This is a genomic window from Rhizobium sp. RHZ02 (assembly GCF_014851575.1).
Taxonomy (GTDB): domain Bacteria; phylum Pseudomonadota; class Alphaproteobacteria; order Rhizobiales; family Rhizobiaceae; genus Rhizobium; species Rhizobium altiplani.
On the sequence record NZ_JACUZX010000001.1, the window covers coordinates 529390 to 548751 of the forward strand.

A 19362-nucleotide genomic window follows, 5' to 3' on the forward strand; every position below is an offset into this window, starting at 1 on the left:
CCCCGCTGAGCCTCAACGCTCAATTGCCCCTGAAACCGCGACTTCCGGGGTTCAAAAACTCCAACCCCGCTTCCTTCAGCGGGGTTCTTTTCGTTATGACGGTGAGAACCCGGCCGTTTGCCAATTTCCCCCGACCATGGCGTCGACACGCGCCCCCCCCAGCAACAAGAACCGCGCGCTCTATGCCCGCGCCTGACGAGCAAGTTACGTCATAAGAACTTCAAGACGGCGTGGCGCTCGAGTGCTAGCCTTGCAACAGGCAGCAGTCGGAGTCGGGCAGCAAGATGTATGATTATTGTATCATTGGCGGTGGCATCGTCGGTTTGGCTGTCGCCATGGCGTTGCAGGAAAAAATGCCGGGCGCCAGCATCGTAATCCTGGAAAAGGAGCCCGAGCTTGCGAGACACCAGACAGGCCACAACAGTGGCGTCATCCATGCCGGAATTTACTATGCTCCCGGTTCGCTGAAGGCAAAGCTTTGCCGTGAGGGCGCCGAGGCGACGAAGCGCTTCTGCACTGAGAACCGCATCCCCTTCGAAACCTGCGGGAAGCTTTTGGTCGCGACTGATCATGCGGAGATGCAGCGCATGGAGGCGCTTGAGGACAGGGCGCGCCAAAACGACATCGATTATGCGCGGCTGTCGACGGCGCAACTGAGAACCGATGAGCCCAATATCGCGGGTCTCGGTGCCCTTCTCGTCCACTCCACGGGGATCGTCGACTATGCAATTGTCTGCCGTGCCATGGCACGGGCGATCGAGACCGGAGGCGGCGAAATCAGGCGCGGAACGGCAGTCAGAGCCATTCACGAACACGAGAAGGGCGTGCGCATCGAAAGCGCGTCCGGTCCTGTCGAAGCGAGAAGACTGATAGCCTGCGCCGGTCTCCAATCGGACCGCATCGCATTGATGGCCGGCGTGAAGATCAGCCATCGGATCGTGCCTTTCCGGGGGGAATACTACGCACTGCCGGCATCGAAGGCGAAGGTCACGCAGCGCCTGATCTATCCGATCCCCGATCCGGATCTGCCGTTCCTCGGAATTCACCTGACGCGAACGATCGACGGTGGCATGACCGTCGGCCCGAACGCAGTGCTTGGCTTTGCGCGCGAGGGCTATGCCAAGGGCAGCTTTGCGATCGCTGATGTCGCCAGTATGACGACATTTCCCGGCTTCTGGAAAATGGCACGGAGGAACTGGCGCTCGGCAATCTCAGAATTCGCCAATTCCGCATCTCGCGCCCGCTATCTTGCCGAATGCCGGAAATATTGCCCGTCCCTGAGAATTGATGACCTGCAGAGCCCACAGGCTGGCATTCGCGCTCAGGCAGTCATGGACGACGGAAGCCTGGTCCATGATTTTCTCTTCAAGCAGACCGAACGAATGCTGCATGTCTGCAATGCCCCCTCACCCGCGGCAACCTCGGCCATCCCGATCGGCCGGATGATCGTGGACCGGTTGCTTGAGGGCGAGGCAACCAAGGCGCCCGCCGTCCCGGAGCACGCTCGAGCCTAGCGTTCTGGCAGGGCCGGTTTGACGTTCGTGCGCGTCAAGGGATCGCGAGCCCGATCAACGGCGAGCAATATGCCGGTGACCATGTGGTCCACTTCGCCCGAGGGGGTGACGTGAACGTGTCTCTCATGCCTGAGCATTCTCCCCGCCACAGCGGCCGCGGTCGCCGGCGGCAAAAGCAGATTCAGCTGGAAATATGCCAAGTGGCATCTACGTAACGCTAAATCGGATGACAAAAAAGTATCGGCCGGCGGGGTCAAATGTGGTGGAGCCCCCTGTCGCATCCGGCTAAACTTCTTCCATGGTCGCGGGATGGAGCCGGGAGAGCTCCTCCGTTCAAGGCCTGGCAGCAGAGTGGATCCCAGGGAGGGGTTGTCGTATGCGGGATGTATCAGAGCCCGATCTGGAAGTCGTCCAGATACGATCCGGCGAGTCCTTCAAGATGTGGTCGCACGGATATCCCTATCATACGGTGCGGTGGCACTTTCATCCCGAATACGAGATCCACCTCATCACCGAGACGTCCGGCTGCTATTTTGTCGGCGACTTCATCGGTGACTTCCAGCCGGGCAATTTTGTCATGACTGGCCCAAACCTGCCCCACAACTGGGTGAGCGACGTTGTCGACGACAAGCGCATCGAGCAGCGATGCCTGGTTCTGCAATTCTCCGAGGCCTTCATCGATGGCCTGCTTTCCATTCTTCCGGAGCTCAAGGGATTCCGCTCGGTGCTTGCCGATAGCCGTCGGGGCGTGCTCTTCCCGCTCGAGACGGCTCAACTTGCAAAGCCGATCATGCAGGAAATGCTGGAGGCCGTGGGTGCCCGTCGCATCGCACTCTTCATGCAACTCGTCGAACTCCTGACCGGCGCCAGCAATCACGTCGCGCTCACGACATCCGACTACCAGCCCGATCCCTCCGGTTACATGTCGATCGGCACCAACAAGGCGCTGGCGTATATCCGCGAGCGCCTGACCGAACCGTTTTCCGAGACCGATCTGGCGGCGATTGCCGGTCAGACGCCGAGCGCATTTTCCAGGTCGTTTCGCAAGCACACCGGCTTCTCGGTGGTTCAGTATGTCAACCGGCTGCGCATCAACCTGGCCTGTCAGCTGCTGATGAGCAGCCAGGAGTTGGCGGTGATCGATATCTGCTACGCATCGGGTTTCAACAACCTTTCGAATTTCAACAGGCACTTTCTCGCGCAGAAAGGGATGCCGCCCTCGAGGTTCCGAGCCCTGAGGGCACAAAACGAAAAAGCGGTGGAGGCCGCCTAACTCAAGGAGGACAGGGAGGAGACAGGACACATTGAGGGCGAGTGCGAACGGAGACCGTGGCCTCCGCAAGGGATCGCTTGTCTTCAAATTTGGAAACAGGTGCAGCTCAGAAGTGCGGCCGGCTGCCGTCTTTGACCGTCAGCTTCGGACCGGGGCTCTGCACGCTTTCGAACTCGGGCCAGCCACGGGTCTGAGTCAGTAACCGCAACAATCGATCTCTTCAATGGAGAAACCGAAAATGACTGAACTTTCGACGAAACTCGCAGGCGCCGCGGTTCTGGCGCTGGGCCTTCTCAGTGGAACGTCCGTTTTTGCACAATCGGCAAAAGTCACCGACGCGACCGTCGCCTTCCTGATGCCCGACCAGAGCTCGACACGCTATGAAGAGCATGATTTCCCGGGCTTCCAGGCCGAAATGGCAAAGCTCTGCGCCGGCTGCAAGGTAATCTACCAGAACGCCAACGGCGACGCATCGCGCCAGCAGCAGCAGTTCAACTCTGCGATTTCGCAGGGTGCCAAGGCAATCATACTCGACCCGGTCGATTCCACCGCTGCTGCTTCGCTGGTGAAAATGGCACAGAGCCAGGGCGTCAAGGTCATCGCCTATGACCGCCCGATCCCGTCCGCAGCAGCCGACTACTACGTTTCCTTCAACAATGAAGAGATCGGCAAGATGATTGCCGCATCGCTCGTGGAGCATCTGAAGAAGAACAACGTCAAGCCGGAAGATGGTGGTCTGCTCGAAATCAACGGCTCGCCGACTGACGCGGCCGCCGGCCTCATCAAGAAGGGCATCCATGCGGGCATCGCTGAGGGCGGATACCAGGTTCTGGCCGAATATGACACACCGGAATGGGCGCCCCCGAAGGCTCAGCAGTGGGCAAGTGGCCAGATCACGCGCTTCGGCAAGAAGATCATCGGCGTCGTGGCGGCAAATGACGGTACCGGCGGTGGAGCGGTCGCCGCCTTCAAGGCGGCTGGTGTGGATCCGGTCCCGCCAGTGACAGGCAATGACGCGACGATTGCCGGCTTGCAGCTGATCATCGCCGGAGACCAGTACAACACCATCTCCAAGCCGAGCGAGATCGTTGCTGCCGCTGCGGCCAACGTCGCGATGCAGTTGCTCGCCGGCGAAACGCCGAAGGCCGATACCAAGCTGTTCGACACGCCGACACAGTTGTTCACGCCGGCACTCGTGACGGCCGAAAACCTCAAGGCCGAGATCATCGACAAGACGGTCAACGGCAAGCCGATCCAGACACCCGAACAGCTTTGCGGCGACCGCTACGCGGAAGGCTGCAAGAAGCTTGGCATTGGCAGCTAACAGCTCCTCCCGAGGGCCCTCCGGCGCTTGTCGTCGGGGGGCTCATTGCAGGTATCATGCGAAAATACGGAAAGGCTTGCCTCGATGACGAACAATCAACACGACGCGCCGCCGACCGGCGAGCTGGTGCTTAGCCTGCGTGGCGTCTCCAAGAATTTCGGCGCCGTGTCGGCCCTGACCGATATCGATCTCGACGTGCATGCGGGAGAGGTCGTGGCTCTGGTCGGCGACAATGGTGCTGGAAAGTCGACGCTCGTCAAAATTCTTGCCGGCGTGCACCAGCCGACATCGGGCACGGTCACCTTCGCAGGCAAGCCGGTGACGCTCTCCGACCCCAGCACCGCACTTGATCTGGGCATTGCGACGGTGTTTCAGGATCTCGCCCTTTGCGAAAATCTGGATGTTGTCGCCAACATCTTCCTTGGCCGGGAGACCAGTCCGCTGCAGCTCGACGAAGTGTCGATGGAGGTGCGTTCCTGGAAGCTTCTGAATGAACTCTCGGCGCGCATCCCAAGCGTTCGCATCCCCATCGCCTCGCTTTCCGGTGGTCAGCGCCAGACGGTGGCGATCGCCCGATCACTGCTCCTGGAACCGAAGCTCATCATGCTCGATGAACCGACGGCCGCACTTGGCGTGGCACAGACGGCGGAGGTCCTGAACCTCATCGAACGGGTCCGCGACCGTGGCCTCGGCGTCATCATGATCAGCCACAACATGGAAGACGTCCGGGCCGTGGCGGACCGCATCGTGGTCCTGCGCCTCGGTCGCAACAATGGAATATTCTATCCCGACGCAACCAACCAGGAACTCGTCAGTGCCATCACTGGAGCTGCCGACAATTCCGTCTCCCGCAGGGCAAGCCGACGCCAGCTGTCGCGGGAGATCACTGATGGAGACAGCCTATGAGCAGCAACGCCAATCAGAACGCGCCATCAGCGCCGTTGCTGGATAGAAGCGACGTTCGCGTCAAACATGAAACCGGCGTCAGCGGCGCCGTCCGGGCTTTCGCAGATCGCGTGCGATCGGGCGACCTTGGATCATTGCCTGTTGTCGTCGGGCTGGTTCTCATCTGGACAGTGTTCGCCTCGCTCAATCCGATCTTCCTTTCGGCCAACAATCTCGTCAACCTGCTGTTCGACGCTTCCACGGTTGGCGTTATCTCGCTCGGCATAGTCTGCATCCTGATGGTCGGCGAGATCGACCTTTCCGTCGGCTCGATCAGCGGCTTTGCCTCGGCACTCGTCGGTATGCTGTGGGTCAACGAAGGCTGGCCGGTTGCCCTGGCGATCCTTGCCGCCCTTGTCGCAGGCGGCCTCATCGGGGCACTGTACGCATTGCTGTTCAACCGCCTGGGAATGCCGAGCTTCGTTTCGACCCTGGCCGGGTTGCTGGCGGTTCTCGGCATGCAACTCTATCTTCTCGGCGCGACCGGTTCGATCAACCTGCCTTACGGTTCGGCGGTCGTGAATTTCGGACAGCTGCTCGTCATGCCCGATCCTGTTTCCTACGTACTCGCCGCCATCCCAGGGATCGTGCTGTTCGTGACCGGCTACCGGACCGTCGTTCGCCGACGTGAGGCAAGCCTGTCCTCACGCTCGCTCGGCAGCCTCGTCTTGCGTGCAATCCTCATCACCGGTGTGCTGGAGCTCATCGTCTTCTATCTCAACCAGGACCGCGGCATTCCGTGGATGTTCGGCCTGTTCGTGGGATTGGTCGTGGCCATGAGCTACGCCCTGACCCGGACCAAATGGGGGCGCTCAATGACCGCTGTTGGCGGCAATCGCGAGGCTGCGCGCCGTGCCGGCATCAATGTCCGCCTGATCTACACGAGCGCCTTCATGCTCTGCTCGATACTGGCTGCGCTGGGTGGCGTGCTGTCTGCGGCTCGTCTTGCATCGGCAAGCCAGCAGGCCGGGACGGGCGACGTCAACCTCAATGCCATCGCTGCTGCCGTCATCGGCGGAACCAGCCTGTTTGGCGGTCGAGGCAGTGCCTATTCGGCCCTGCTCGGCATCATCGTCATCCAGTCGATCGCCAACGGACTGACGCTGCTCGATCTGTCATCGTCGCTTCGCTACATGATCACGGGTGCCGTTCTTGCCATTGCCGTCATCGTCGATTCACTCGCACGCCGTTCAAGAGTGTCGCACGGACGCGCGTAGACCCAAGATAAAGGTCCCAAGATAAAAGGTCCAAGTTAAAAGGTAAGGAATGCTATGAGACAGGAACTTTCGGGAAAGGTCGCAGCGGTCACCGGCGCGGCTTCGGGGATCGGCCTTGAATGCGCCAAGGCGCTGCTTACCGAGGGCGTCAGTGTCGTTCTCATCGATCGGGCAGAGGATTCACTGAGGAATATCTGCTCTGAACTCGGCCCGCAGGCATTTCCGCTGGTCATCGATCTGACGAACCCGCAAAGCGTTGCAACGATGATGCCGCAGATCCTGGAAAAGTTCGGCAAGCTTGACATCTTCCACGCCAATGCCGGTGCCTATATCGGCGGCGATGTCGTCGAAGGGGATCCCGATGCCTGGGATCGCATGCTGAACTTGAACGTCAATGCTGCCTTTCGCTCCGTTCAGGCCGTCTTGCCGCATATGGTTGAACGGCAGACCGGCGACATCATCATGACGAGCTCGATCGCGGGCCTGGTTCCCGTGGTTTGGGAGCCGATCTACACTGCCTCCAAGTTCGCCGTGCAGGCGTTTGTTCACACTGTTCGGCGACAGGTGATGAAGCACGGCATCCGCGTCGGCGCCGTCGCGCCGGGCCCCGTCGTCACCGCCCTGATCAGCGATTGGCCGAAGGCCAAGCTCGAGGAGACCATCGCAGCAGGCGGTCTGATGGAGGCCAGCGAAGTGGCCGACGCCGTCATGTTCATGCTGACGCGACCGCGCAACGTGACAATTCGCGACCTCGTCATTTTGCCTCACAGCACGGATCTCTAGACATGGCACGCTATTTTCTCGGCATAGATGTCGGTACCGGCAGCGCGCGCACGGGGGTATTCAACGAGAGCGGTGATCTTCTCTCATCAGCCAAGCAGCCGATTGCCATCTGGCATGAAGCTGGCGGCGTCGTGGAGCAGTCCAGCGAGGATATCTGGCGGGCAGTGTCCGGCACCGTTCGTCAGGCCGTCGCAGATGCGGGCATCGACCCGGCCTTGATCGCCGGCATCGGCTTCGACGCCACCTGTTCGCTGGTGGCTGTCGGCAGGGGCGGAGCCCCGATCAGCCTCAGCCGTTCCGGTGACCCCGACAGAAACATCATCGTGTGGATGGATCACCGGGCGGTCGCGGAAGCCGACGAAATCAACGACGGCGGGCATGCGGTGCTGCGTTATGTCGGTGGCCGCATCTCGCCCGAGATGGAGACCCCGAAACTCCTGTGGCTGAAGCGGCACCTCCCCGAGCAATACCAGGCGGCCGCCCACTTCTTCGACCTTTCCGACTATCTGACGTGGCGTGCCACGGGAAGCCTGGCACGATCGGTCTGCACGGTGACCTGCAAATGGACCTATCTCGCCCATGAAGGGCGTTGGGACGCCGACTATTTTCGGGCCATCGGCCTGGAGGATCTGGCCGCCGATGAATTCAGGCGGATCGGGACGGATATTGTCGCGCCGGGCGTCGCGCTCGGCACCGGGCTTTCCGTCGAAGCGGCTGCCGATCTCGCCCTGCCGGTCGGCACGCCTGTTGGCGCCGCGCTCATCGATGCGCATGCTGGAGGCATTGGGACGCTGGGCGCAGGTGAGATCGATACAGAACGAAGCGCTGACATCGGCCGACGGCTCGCCTATATTTTCGGGACCTCGGCTTGCTCGATGGCGACAACAGGGCAACCCACCTTTGTCGATGGGGTCTGGGGTCCGTATTTTTCCGCGATGGTTCCAGGCCTCTGGCTGAACGAGGGCGGACAGTCGGCGGCAGGCGCCGCAATCGACTATCTGGTGCGCATGCACCCGGCCGCCGGCGCAATCGAGGCGCGTGCCAAGGCGGAGGGACTGTCGCTCGTCGGCTATCTGGAGCGAGCAGCCGCTCGCGCAGGGGATGGTGTTGCCGACCTCGCCGACGGCATCGTCGTCGTGCCCGAATTTCTCGGCAACCGGGCGCCCTTTGCCGACCCTGATGCGCGAGCCCTGATCGCCGGATTGACGCTCGACGAAAGCGAGGCTTCGCTTGTCGCACTTTACGTGGCGGGCCTTGCAGGTCTCGGCTGCGGGCTGCGGCAACTGCTTGACGCATTGGCCGACAAGGCGATCGGTATCGACTTGATCATGGCCAGTGGTGGAGCGGCAAACAGCCCCCTCGTCCTGCAGATGATCGCGGATTCCACGGCAACGGAGGTGGCCAGCGTGACAAGCCCTGAGCCGGTGCTGCTTGGGGCTGCAATGCTCGGGGCGGTCGCCGGCGGGCACTACCCGGACCTTTCCAGCGCGATGGCTGTCATGTCGCGTATTGCAAAGGTCTATCGCCCTGTTTCAGGGGCGCTTCGAGACAAACACGATCGGCGATATCAGGCGTTCAAGCTGCTGCAGGAAACGGGTCGACGATTGCGAGAGATGATCTGACAAGGCTGGTGTCGTCCACATCCCTTTGCTTCCATGTTGCAGCCCGGGGGTGCCTGAATACCGGAGCAGATCGGTCCCGGGCTTCACGGCTGGTCGCTGGCTTATTGCTGGCGACCTGGACGCTTGTTGCTTTCTTGTCCCGTTTACATTGCCGCGAAATAGGGATATTTTCTGTCCTTAATAGGTGCCGCTCGGTACCCTTTCGGACGGAAATGATGATCCTGAAAAGCCAAGTCGAATGGGCGCTGCATTGTTGCGCCATACTTGCCGGTCTGCCCGAAGGCCGTTACCTGTCGACGAAGGCGTTGGCCGAGTTCCACGGACTTCCGAAGGAATATCTTTCGAAGGCGCTGCAGAGCCTTTCTCAAGCAGGTCTCGTTCATACGACGCTCGGCCCATCTGGCGGCTACAGACTGGCAAGAGCACCCGCCGATCTGACCTTTCTCGACATCGTCGAGGCCGTCGAAGGCAAGGCGCAGACCTTTGTCTGCAACAACATCAGAGCCAACAATCCCTGTCGGCCCCACGATTATTGCGAAAGCAGTCCATGCGCGGTGGCGCGCGTCATGTGGGAAGCCGACGAAGCGTGGCGCCAGAAATTGCGCAGCGTCAGCTTTTCCGATCTGATCGAGACCCTTGCGAGGGATATTCCGCAAGACCTTTGGAAGAACAGCTTCGAGTGGGTGTTAGAGCGAGCTGGCTGATCGCAGCTTGACCTCGCTTGCGTCGGGCAATGCGTAGAGATAGCTCTGTGGGGGCATTGCGAGCGAGAGCCCGCTTTCCCGGCAGTGGCTGTGGACGAGATCGATCACTTCGTTGCGCGCCGGCGTCCTGTTTGCTGGACTGGTCACGCGAAACTGCAATTCTGCCTCGATTGCGACAGCATCGATCCCCTTGAGAGCGACGATCGGCGGTGGATCCTGGACGATGCGCGTGCTTGATTGCAACGCGGTTCGCAGCGCCTCCTCGACAAGCTGCGGGCTATGGTTTGCCGCGATCCGGACAAGCAGCGTGATCTGATGCGTTTCATCGGGACGGCTGAGGTTGGTAAGACCCACCTTCGCAAGGACGCTATTGGGCAGAATGACGACATTGTGAGCGCCGGTGAGCAGAAAGGTGGAGCGCCAGTTGTTCTCGATGACGCGGCCCTCGGTGCCGTCGCCAAGCAAGATCCAGTCACCGATGGCAAAGGGCCGGCCCAATGTCAGCGCGATCCCCGAGAACACGTCGCCAAGCGTATTTTGCAGCGCCAGGCCGAAGATGATGGCAACCACACCCGACGTTGCCACCAGGGTGCCGATGGGCGCTTTGAAGACGAAGCCCAGGATGGACAGCGCGACACCGAGATAGACGACGGCAACGATCAGATCCTGCAACAGCCGCGCTTCCCGCGGCCTCTTTTCCAGAACGATATAGATCCGTACGAAGCCGATGAGGGTCCATGCCAGATGTGTCCACCACAATACCCTTGCCGAGATGGACAGGAATGCCATCACGCCGGCAAGCTGCGTCTCCTCAACGCGATGAGGCAGGATGCCTGCCATAACGAGGACGGCGGTCATGCCTGCAAAGAAGAGGATCTGGACGATCAGCCGGGCAGTCGGGCGGTCACGGCCCTGGAGATGCCAGACAACAATGCCGGCTACGCCCAGAATGTTGATCAGAACAAGCGGCAACGAAAGTGGGTCGTTGAACATGGCAGCTCCGATCGCGATAATTGCTGCGCTTTGGGGGGGCCGAGTGCGCGATCGACACCCGGCCCCGTCCTCGCCTACTTCTTCAAGGGATAGGTCAGCTCTTTCTGGTCGGTGTCAACCACGAAAACGGCAAGGAGCTTGGCCGGCTTTGCCTTGCTGCCGTTTGCGCTGACGCCATGACGGTCGCCAGGCATCTCCGAGAAGCTCTCGCCGGCCTTGTAGGTTTTCACCGGCCCATCATTGACCTGGCTGCGGATCGAGCCTTCGAGGACCGTTGCATAGATGAAGGCGGAATTCGGATGCGTATGCCCCTCGGAAAAGCCGCCCGGACCATACTCGACCAGAACACCCTTGATGCTCTTGCCCGGGGCGTTCGGCAGTTCATGCTCATAGACGAGCGTGACCTTGGCAGCCTTCCCGCCTGCCTCGGCGGCAAAGGCTGTGTTGAATGATGCGGCTGCGAGCGCAGCCGCGACAAAAAGCGACTTCATCATTTCGAAATTCCTTTCGTGGGTGGTTATTTTCGCAAGGATGATTTGAACCATTGCTCGAAGGTGATCTGTCCCAGGCGGGGGTTGTTGTCCGAGACCAGTGAACCATCCTCCAGCAGGGCGCCGAAGTAAGGCGCCTGCGGATCCGGCTCGACCTTGCGTGGATCGCCCATCGCCTTGAGGTAGCGAGCGACGAGTTCAGTGAGCCTGAAGCGTTCCGGCCCGGCGATTTCGATCGTTGTGTTGACGGGGGCAGCAAGGGTCACATCCGTCATCGCGTCGGCAACATCGTCGGAGGCGATCGGCTGCACATAGGCCGGTGACAGATGAACCTTGTCGCCGACCGTGCCCGACTGCGCGATACCGCTCAGGAATTCCATGAACTGCGTCGAATGAACGATCGTGTAGGGAACGCCGGAGGCCTTGATCAGCCTTTCCTGGGCGAGCTTGCCGCGGAAGTAGCCGCTTTCCTGCAGCCGCTCGGTCCCGACGACTGACAGCGCGATATGGTGTTTGACGCCGGCGGTCTTCTCAGCCGCAAACAGATTGCGTCCCGAGGTTTCGAAGAATTCCAGCACGGCCCGGTCTTCGAAGGACGGCGAATTGGCGAGATCGACGACGACCTCTGCACCGGCAAGTGCGGCGGCCAGTCCTTCGCCGGTGATCGTGTTGACACCGGTGTTCGGAGAGGCGGCAATCACCTCATGTCCCCGCTTGCGCAGGCGGTCCACTGTCTTGGAGCCGATAAGGCCGGTCCCGCCGATGATGACAATCTTCATGGGACTTCTCCCTTTCGAGCGGCCGCCGGCCGCGGTGCTGATGGCTATGAGGTTGCAGGCCTAGTTGAGGCCGGCTTAGTTGAGGCCTGCCTTGTCGAGGCCATAGGCCTTGTCGGCGGAGCCGGGTACTGCCTTGAAGGCGATGCTCGCGCGGTTCCAGGCATTGATGACCATGATCGAGAAGGTCAGGTCGGAGACTTCCTTTTCCGAGAGCTGACCACGGACCCGCTCGTAGAGTTCGTCGGGAATTCCGCCTTCCGGAAGTTTCGTGACGGCCTCGGTCCAGGCAAGAGCTGCCCGCTCGCGCGGAACGAAGAGGTTCGATTCACGCCAGATCGCGACATGATAGAGGCGCAGTTCGCTTTCGCCGTGGATCTTGGCTTCCTTGACATGCATGTCGAGGCAGAAGGCGCAACCGTTCATCTGGGAAGCCCGGATGTTCACGAGATCGCGGATTTTCTGCTCGATGGTGCTGTCCTTCAAGCTCATGCTGAGATCCGAGATCTTCTTGAAGAGTTCAGGGGAATGCTGTGCGTAGTTGAGGCGCTGTGACATGTCTGTCTCCTTAATTACGGATATCATGTATCCTTATGGACATAAGATATCCGTAATTGCTGGACAGTAAAGCGCTTCCGACCTAGACTGCTGCATAAGGCTTATGTCGAAATGTATGGGGGACGAATGGACATCGTATCTGCGCTGAGAGCCTTTCTAAGGGTTGCGGAGACGGGCTCCTTTTCTGCAGCGGCGATCGACCTTGACCTGACACAGCCGGCGGTCTCCCGGCAGGTCTCCGCTCTGGAAGGACATCTCAACACGCGCCTGCTGCATCGTAGCACGAATGCACTTGCCCTGACGGTCGAGGGCGAGCAGATGATTGCGATGGCGCTGAAGGTGGTCGAAGCAGTGGACGCGCTCAACGAAGCGACCTGTGCCGAGGCCACCACGGTATCCGGTCGGGTGCGGCTCACCCTGCCCGCGCCGCTCGGTCTTTACGTCAGCGAGCGTCTTGCCGGTCTGCTCGATCGCCATGCCGGGCTTTCCGTCGAGTTGATTTTTCGCGAGGAGGCGTCCGACCTGATCGGCGATGGCATCGACCTTGAAGTGCGCCTCGGCCCCGTCTCTGACTGCAATCTGATGTGCCGGCGGATTGGATGGACGACCGCCTTTCTCGTTGCGGCACCGAGCTATGTCGAACGACGAAGCATGCCCGAAACGCCCGACGACGTCGGCGGCCATGACTGCATCTGCTACAGCCGCGCCGGAGATTTGCGGTCGTGGACATTTTCCAATGGTTCCGACGAGACCTCGGTGCGCATCGCGCCACGCCTGATTGCCAACAATGCGGTCGCGGTGCATCGCGCGGTACTGGCCGGGGGCGGTCTTGCAGTGCTCTCGCACATCCTCGCCTGCCCCGACATCGAGGCCGGCAGGCTGATAAACGTGATGCCCGATTTTCCTCCGGCACGCCTGCCGATCAACGTCGTCTACCCATCGCGCAAGAACCTGCCGTTGCGGGTCCGCGCGGTCCTTGATTTCCTGGCGCAGACGGTGAGGGACGACCCGTTGATGGCCTCCTAGGATTTGCCGCGCGTCGTGGTCGAGGTCGTTGAAGTCGATGGTCTCTGTCGGTTCGGTCTCCAATGGGAAGTGAAGTGGGTGATCTACGGCCGCCGGTGCTTTCGTCCTGACCGTGCCAGCGAGGATCATGCAGAAGCTCAAGGCGCGGCATCAATTGAGCTCAGGAATGCTAAGCCCGGCGTGAAGCGACGCGTGGGCATTCGTTCGGACGGAGATGTGTTTGAAGCTGGAATGCCCCGAGAACCCGAATTTTCGCGACACTAACGAGCCTTCCGGCCGGATGTGCGCCTGCTGCCGTTAACCGCTGCCAGGCCCGAGCGCGACGGGGCACTGGCGCAAAGCGAGAAACGACGCTCGTTGGACGATAGTTCGTCAGACAGGAAACCGACAGCTTCCCAGTCGTATCGGTATCCCCGTCTCCCGCAACGGGTTACCAACAGAGGACATCTTCCATGAAACTGAAACTTATCGCCGCCATCGCTATCACATCCGCAATGCCGGGCTTGGCGCTCGCAAGCCCGAGCTGCACCGGTGAACCGAAGTCCAAATGGATGTCTGAAGAAGCCATGAAGACAAAGATCGACGCCATGGGCTACAAGGTCAAGACGTTCGAAATCACGGGCAACTGCTACGAAATCTACGGCAGGGACAAGAACGGCAGTCGGGCCGAGGTCTATTTCAACCCGGTTTCTGGTGCCATTGTCCAGAACGGAGACTGAGATGACGCGGGTCTCATCGATGACGGAGGGCTCAAGGCCCTCCACCACTGCCACGTGCACGCTCCAGGTGTGGGATCCCGTCGTCCGGGCATTTCATTGGACGGTCGTCGTGGCATGCATGCTCAACCTCTTCATACTTGAGGAGGGCAAGTACTGGCACCGTGTCACAGGATATGTCGTTGCCGCCGCGATTGTCGTCCGTACTGTCTGGGGCTTCGTCGGTACCGAACATTCTCGCTTCAGTGATTTCGTGCCAACGCCTTCGAAGGTGATGGCTCACATCGTGGACATCCGCAATCGGAATGAAAAGCGCTACATCGGCCACAACCCTCTAGCTTCGGTGATGATGCTCTGCCTGATGGCATTGCTGGCGGCTACGGCGCTGACGGGCTGGATGACGACGCTCGATGCCTTCTGGGGAGAAAAGTGGCTGGAGGAATTGCACGGCGCAATCGCCAACAGCATCATGGTCCTGGCGTTCATCCACGCCGGCGCCGCCGTTTTCGAAAGCTGGAGGCACCGGGAAAATCTCGTCTGGTCCATGGTTACTGGTCGGAAGAAGGCATGAGAATTCTGCTCCTCGAGGACAGCGCACGTCTTCGCGAACTGCTTTGCGAGGCCATCAGACGCGTCGGTTGGAAAATCGACGCCTTCGCGACCGCGCAGGAGGGACGGCTCGCTGCTGAGGGCGCGGACTACGATCTTCTCCTTCTTGATCTCGGCCTGCCTGACGAGGACGGGATCGATCTTCTGATATCACTGCGAGGTGCAAAGGTTCAGACGCCCGTTCTCGTGCTGACGGCGCGCGGCGCGATCGACGAGCGTATCGCTGGCTTGGATGCAGGCGCGGATGACTACCTCGCGAAGCCCTTTCATAACGGAGAGCTGATCGCGCGCATTCGCGCTCTCATGCGGCGGGCTCCTGTCACCACGATGCCGACATTGGAATTCGCTAACATCCAATTCGATATCGCTTCGCGACGAGTAACCTGCGCCGACGCAGAGATCGCACTAACGCCATCGGAGAAGGATCTACTCGAACTTCTGATGCGCAATGGCGGCAAGGTGGTCTCCAAAATCAAGATAGAGCACGCATTTTCAGAATACGGCGATGAAAGAAGCAGCAATGCTGTCGAACTGACGATCTCGAGGCTACGCAAGAAGCTCGAAAGACATCGGACGGGCTCGTCGATCGAAACTGTAAGAGGAGTCGGCTACATGATACGAGAGGAGCGCGCGTGAGCCGTTCACGTCCTACCCTCGGTGCAATCCTGACCAGACGGATTGCGTTCTTTGCAGTACTCGCAATGGTCCTGCAACTCTCCGTAATATTCTCCGACTATTATTGGAACGTTGGCGAGCTGTCGCGCCTGTTTGTCGAGCAGGAAACCGAGCGTCTAGCCTCCGGCATAAGCGTGGATGGGAAAAGCGTCCGATACCAGCTTCCCGATAATGTCAGACATCGCTACCAAGAGCGATCATCGGGCTATGTCGCGAGGATACGCGATGCTACCGGCGCACTTGTGTTCGAGTCCTGCGACGAGGCCTGCGAAAGCCGGTTTCTTCCAGCGGATGTAAACCCGCCGGATTTTTGGCTGAGGTCTCTAAAGCCAGGCAAGCCGTTATCACTGGTCGGCGGTCGCGCATTCGTGGTTGGAAATCAACGGTTCGTCGTCGACGTCGCAACAATCGACGATCCGCAAGACGTCGTCTCCTCCGTCTTCTGGAAGGAGGTGGTCGAACATATGCTGGTGCCGATGAGTATCTTGCTGGTCCTCGTTCTCGGTGCCACCCTGCTCTCCGTACGACAGGCCCTGAAGCCGGTGCGTGCAGCAGCCAATGCCGCCGACAAGATTGATCCGATGGACGCAAATTCGCACCTGAGTTTCGACGAGATGCCGCGTGAGGTCGCCCATCTCGCCATCGCTATCAATCGCGCCTTCGAGCGCGTCGGCGAACTGATGACGTCACAGAAAGTTCTCACATCGGGCATCGCGCACGAAATTCGTACCCCACTTGCGGCGATCAAGCTTGAGCTGGGAAACATCGACCATCCGCGTGCCCGCAGGGCGGAAATCGATCTGGACGACCTCGTACGCTTCGTCGCTGAACTGACGACCCTCGCCCGACTTGATGGCTTCGACCACGGGACCTTTGAGGCCGTTGACCTCGTTATGCTGTCGTCCTCCGTCGTCGAGCAACTCGCACCATGGGTCTATGAGAACAACCACTCTCTGGCGTTCTGTCCTCAAGTAGAAACCGCCATTGTCCAAGGGGCGCCCGCGCTACTGCGAGACGCCGTGCGTAATCTCGTCGAGAATGCAGTACGCCATACGCCGGCAGGCACTGATGTTCTTGTGAAGGTAGGCAGCAATATGATCCGTGTCGAGGATCGGTATCCAGGTGGTATGCATCGAGAAATCAGTGCGTCCGACTGCAATGGCAGCCTCGGCATCGGGTTGAAGATCGTCAGGCGGATTGCTGAATTGCACCGGGCCTCGCTTCACCAGTCCGAGTCCAGGCTGGGTCTTGCCTTCGAGATTGGTTTCGAAAGGAAGAGCGGGGAAGGCACGCCCGAAATCGCCGGCCGGCGATGGGGTCGGGCGTAAGAAACTATGGTTTCCGGCCTTAACGAGGCAACGAGACCAATGTCTGGAGCAAGGCTTTCTCGTCCTTGCCAGAACGTGCAGCAATGTCGGTCACTGCCGCGTCGGGTACGGCCGCCGCAAAGCCCTGCCTCCCGCCAGAAGAAGCGAAGGCGAGAACCTGCTCGAACGGGCGGACGACGACCATTGGGTCGTCGCGATGATGTCGCCGCGAACGCTCGACTGGGCGACAAGAGAGCTTTTCTGTCCGCTTCGCCGGAAGCATGCGGCTCGACATGATGAGCGCTAATCGCCTCTTAAAACAGGCTAACGCCCAGCGGTTCTCGCCGGAGTTCTCAATCCGATTTGGGGTCCCACCGACGTCGACGAAGAGCAAGGAAACTTTCCTGGAACGTGATACGATCACAGCCGTCAGGAAGGAGGCACTGTGATGAGCATCAAAACCGCTATGTGTGTCTTTGACGTCGATTGCTGGGACGAGGACGTCAAGTCGGCAATAGAGTTTTGCGAAACGCAGGGCGCTCATATGAGCGCCCTTGTGATCTGCATGGGGGGCATTCCATCGGTCGGCACCTATGAAGCGATATCGACGAGCTGGCTCGATGGCCAGGAAAGGGAAATCGGCCACCTCGCCGAGGAAACGAATGCGGTCATAGAGGTTCTAGAAAAAGCCAATCTGTCGTTTGATGTTAAGGAGATCTACACTGAGTTCGGATGGGCTGAGGAAGACATTGCTGAGCATGCGCTTTACGCCGATCTCGTCCTTGTTGGCGCGCAAGCCGCCGGCAATGAGGCCCTTCAGAGGCGTATCATCGATGGCACGTTGTTCCGGTCCCCGACACCGATCCTGATCAACCCCCGCAAGCAGGCTGTATGCTCGTTTCCGAAGTCGATCCTGCTCGCTTGGGACTCGAGCGACGAGGCAGCACGGGCCGCCCACCAGTCCATGGAATTCTTGCAGGGCTGTGATTCCGTGCATGTGACGATCGTGGCCCCCGCTGCGAGAAGTTTGGAGAAAGGCGAAGAGCCCGGATCTGACATCGCCACCTTCCTCACCCGCCACGGCGTGAAGGTGGTGGTTGACCAGGTGGCCACCGGCGGGCGGCGCGTGGACGAGGCCTTGCGACAACACGCGACGGACGTGACAGCCGACATGGTCGTCATGGGCGCCTACAACCACCCACGGATACAGCAGCGCCTGTTTGGAGGTGTGACCCGTTCGATGCTGAAAGAAAGCCGGATCCCGCTCTTCCTGTCGCGGTAATGTCGAAGGCTGGCGGTCCGGTTAGGTGGCCTGGCCGGCAGATGGCCGTGCTGTGCCTGTGTCCGCGAAGGTTGTCTAGCACGTCCAAATCGGGCGCCACAGTCGCATCGATCGCTGTCAGGAAGTCCAGGAACTCGGTGGCAAGATGCCGCTTATGGCATGTGACGAGACAATACCGGCGGCGACTTCGCAAGCTGCAAACAACGTCGTTGTGCCATGCCGAAAATAAGAATGCATGCGCCGTTCATGGACGCCAGACCTCCTCGGCAACAGTGGCTGCGCGCGAGAGTGTGCTTGGATTTGGCTATTCTTGGCCGAACCGGGAACCAGCGGCCGATTGTGTCGACCAGTCGCGTTTGCCATTGCTCAATCACCCATGAAGAGGCCGAGCAATGTAGCGTCAGATCCAAGATGACTAGGACACCGTCACAGGCTTCGACCGGAGCCGACTGACCGTCGCCAGATCTGCCCGTCGGCAAAGTTGCGGAGGCAATCCTCTCATTATCAGTTCGGCATCGGCGACGGCCATGGAGCCCAGGGCATAGAAAGCATCGCGTGTTCCACCGGTGCGATGCGCCGAAAGAAGGATCCCCGGTACGGAACGCACGGGATCATTTGCAGGCACCGGCTCTTCGGGAAAGACATCGGTCGCGACACGGATGTGACCGGATTCGGCAGCTGCCAACATCGCAGGAAAGTCTACCACCGCGGCGCGGCTCATAAGAATGAAAGCAGCGCCTTTCCTCATCATTGCGAACTCTCGCCTGCCCAGAAATGATTGGTTTTCACTCGTCACGCTGGCAAAGACAAAAACCAGCTGGCTTTCTGTCAGCACTTCTTCCAAAGGCGTCGGAATGCAGTCTGCATTGGTGATGATCTCCCGAGGGAGCCACGGATCGAAAACCCGAACTGTGTTCTTGAACGGCCGGATCAGGTCTCTGAACTGTCGCCCAAGATCGCCGAACCCGATGATGCCGACCGGCGCTCCCGCGAACCTGAAGGTCGCGTGGTTGCCAGCCAACCCATATTGTTCGACGCCTGCCCGGAAGTCTCGGTCCGCCTGAGTGATACCGCGCGCAAGATCGAGCCCCATGGCCAACGCCGCCTCGGCTACCGGGGGCGCGAAGGCTGCAGCTGGCGTGATGACCCAGATCCCTCGCTCCACGCAGGTCTTGTAATCGATATTGGGCAAGAAGTTGGATTCGACGTTGATAATCGCCTTCAATTTCGTCGCTCGATCCAGGCGCTCCCTTGGCATGTCCGTTTGCCCGAAGATGAGCACGGCATCTGGCAGGAGCTCGTCTACGAGTGCCGAGGGCATCGGTTTGTCCTCTGAAACGACGACCTCCCCTAGCCGCTCCAACCTCGCGCGGACGTCGGGCTCCATGATTAGGTCAAGGGTGCGTGGCAATGGATCGACGATGACTACGGCGCGGCTCATGTTTCCTCCCATCGAATAAAGGATGGCTATAGTAGTGGAATGTTGAAAGAATCACAGCGTCGGGAACCAGTTCAGTCTCGTGCAGCATCGCAGCGGCTGCCTGATA

The 19362-nt window shown here is 60.0% G+C and carries 20 protein-coding genes; 14 read left to right on the forward strand and 6 right to left on the reverse strand.

The genetic code is table 11. The annotated features are described in order from the left end of the window. Positions 1 to 284: 284 nt before the first annotated feature. From lhgO to IB244_RS02540, 8 genes are all read left to right on the forward strand, one after another. Positions 285 to 1514 carry an L-2-hydroxyglutarate oxidase gene (gene lhgO / locus IB244_RS02505; protein ID WP_192303049.1) on the forward strand — a complete coding sequence of 410 codons (1230 nt, stop codon included), beginning with the start codon at positions 285 to 287 and terminating at the stop codon, positions 1512 to 1514. Positions 1515 to 1890: 376 nt separating this feature from the next. Further along, positions 1891 to 2787: a helix-turn-helix domain-containing protein gene (locus IB244_RS02510; protein WP_192303051.1), complete on the forward strand. Its 897-nt coding sequence runs from the start codon at positions 1891 to 1893 to the stop codon at positions 2785 to 2787. A gap of 238 nt (positions 2788 to 3025) precedes the next feature. Continuing rightward, positions 3026 to 4111 (forward strand): sugar ABC transporter substrate-binding protein, encoded by a 1086-nt coding sequence (locus tag IB244_RS02515; RefSeq protein WP_112643212.1) that lies wholly within the window; start codon positions 3026 to 3028, stop codon positions 4109 to 4111. An 84-nt stretch (positions 4112 to 4195) separates the two neighbouring features. Then, positions 4196 to 5017: an ATP-binding cassette domain-containing protein gene (locus tag IB244_RS02520; protein WP_169683470.1), complete on the forward strand. Its 822-nt coding sequence runs from the start codon at positions 4196 to 4198 to the stop codon at positions 5015 to 5017. After that, positions 5014 to 6273: a sugar ABC transporter permease gene (locus IB244_RS02525; protein ID WP_192303053.1), complete on the forward strand. Its 1260-nt coding sequence runs from the start codon at positions 5014 to 5016 to the stop codon at positions 6271 to 6273. Before IB244_RS02520 ends, IB244_RS02525 begins: the two co-directional genes overlap by 4 nt. Positions 6274 to 6327: 54 nt before the next feature. Further along, on the forward strand, positions 6328 to 7056 hold the full coding sequence (locus IB244_RS02530; RefSeq protein ID WP_169683468.1) for an SDR family oxidoreductase: 729 nt from the start codon (positions 6328 to 6330) through the stop codon (positions 7054 to 7056). 2 nt (positions 7057 to 7058) lie between these two features. Then, positions 7059 to 8678, forward strand: coding sequence for an FGGY-family carbohydrate kinase (locus IB244_RS02535; protein ID WP_192303055.1), 1620 nt, complete (start codon positions 7059 to 7061; stop codon positions 8676 to 8678). Between the two features lie 215 nt (positions 8679 to 8893). Further along, positions 8894 to 9382, forward strand: coding sequence for an RrF2 family transcriptional regulator (locus tag IB244_RS02540; RefSeq protein ID WP_169683465.1), 489 nt, complete (start codon positions 8894 to 8896; stop codon positions 9380 to 9382). On the opposite strand, the gene IB244_RS02545 is transcribed toward IB244_RS02540, so the two are convergent. The 4 genes from IB244_RS02545 to IB244_RS02560 all read right to left on the reverse strand — a co-directional run bounded on the left by IB244_RS02545 (position 9365) and on the right by IB244_RS02560 (position 12200). Further along, a complete protein-coding gene (locus IB244_RS02545) occupies positions 9365 to 10375 on the reverse strand; it encodes a mechanosensitive ion channel family protein (RefSeq protein WP_192303057.1) in 1011 nt (336 codons plus the stop codon). The genes IB244_RS02540 and IB244_RS02545 overlap by 18 nt on opposite strands. A 74-nt stretch (positions 10376 to 10449) precedes the next feature. Next, positions 10450 to 10869 (reverse strand): cupin domain-containing protein, encoded by a 420-nt coding sequence (locus IB244_RS02550; RefSeq protein ID WP_169683461.1) that lies wholly within the window; start codon positions 10867 to 10869, stop codon positions 10450 to 10452. A 23-nt stretch (positions 10870 to 10892) separates the two neighbouring features. Next, positions 10893 to 11645: an SDR family oxidoreductase gene (locus IB244_RS02555; protein WP_192303060.1), complete on the reverse strand. Its 753-nt coding sequence runs from the start codon at positions 11643 to 11645 to the stop codon at positions 10893 to 10895. A gap of 75 nt (positions 11646 to 11720) precedes the next feature. After that, positions 11721 to 12200, reverse strand: coding sequence for a carboxymuconolactone decarboxylase family protein (locus IB244_RS02560; RefSeq protein WP_192303062.1), 480 nt, complete (start codon positions 12198 to 12200; stop codon positions 11721 to 11723). Positions 12201 to 12326: 126 nt separating this feature from the next. Here IB244_RS02560 and IB244_RS02565 point away from each other — a divergent pair, with 126 nt between their 5' ends. The 5 genes from IB244_RS02565 to IB244_RS02585 all read left to right on the forward strand — a co-directional run bounded on the left by IB244_RS02565 (position 12327) and on the right by IB244_RS02585 (position 16554). Continuing rightward, positions 12327 to 13226 (forward strand): LysR family transcriptional regulator, encoded by a 900-nt coding sequence (locus IB244_RS02565; protein WP_169683457.1) that lies wholly within the window; start codon positions 12327 to 12329, stop codon positions 13224 to 13226. Positions 13227 to 13678: 452 nt separating this feature from the next. Then, the gene (locus tag IB244_RS02570; RefSeq protein ID WP_169683456.1) at positions 13679 to 13945 is read left to right on the forward strand and encodes a PepSY domain-containing protein; all 267 of its coding nucleotides are present in this window, start codon (positions 13679 to 13681) and stop codon (positions 13943 to 13945) included. A gap of 1 nt (position 13946) precedes the next feature. Continuing rightward, positions 13947 to 14513 (forward strand): cytochrome b/b6 domain-containing protein, encoded by a 567-nt coding sequence (locus tag IB244_RS02575; RefSeq protein ID WP_169683454.1) that lies wholly within the window; start codon positions 13947 to 13949, stop codon positions 14511 to 14513. Continuing rightward, entirely contained in the window at positions 14510 to 15187 is a 678-nt protein-coding gene (locus tag IB244_RS02580) for a response regulator transcription factor (RefSeq protein ID WP_192303064.1), read from the forward strand. Before IB244_RS02575 ends, IB244_RS02580 begins: the two co-directional genes overlap by 4 nt. Then, positions 15184 to 16554 (forward strand): ATP-binding protein, encoded by a 1371-nt coding sequence (locus tag IB244_RS02585; protein WP_192303066.1) that lies wholly within the window; start codon positions 15184 to 15186, stop codon positions 16552 to 16554. The genes IB244_RS02580 and IB244_RS02585 overlap by 4 nt, the downstream gene beginning before the upstream one ends. A gap of 19 nt (positions 16555 to 16573) precedes the next feature. On the opposite strand, the gene IB244_RS02590 is transcribed toward IB244_RS02585, so the two are convergent. Then, entirely contained in the window at positions 16574 to 16828 is a 255-nt protein-coding gene (locus IB244_RS02590) for a hypothetical protein (protein ID WP_169683449.1), read from the reverse strand. A gap of 153 nt (positions 16829 to 16981) precedes the next feature. Here IB244_RS02590 and IB244_RS02595 point away from each other — a divergent pair, with 153 nt between their 5' ends. Next, the gene (locus tag IB244_RS02595) at positions 16982 to 17815 is read left to right on the forward strand and encodes a universal stress protein (RefSeq protein ID WP_192241298.1); all 834 of its coding nucleotides are present in this window, start codon (positions 16982 to 16984) and stop codon (positions 17813 to 17815) included. Positions 17816 to 18230: 415 nt separating this feature from the next. Here IB244_RS02595 and IB244_RS02600 read toward each other — a convergent pair whose 3' ends face one another. Continuing rightward, positions 18231 to 19256: a hydroxyacid dehydrogenase gene (locus tag IB244_RS02600; RefSeq protein WP_169683445.1), complete on the reverse strand. Its 1026-nt coding sequence runs from the start codon at positions 19254 to 19256 to the stop codon at positions 18231 to 18233. Positions 19257 to 19362: the final 106 nt, after the last annotated feature.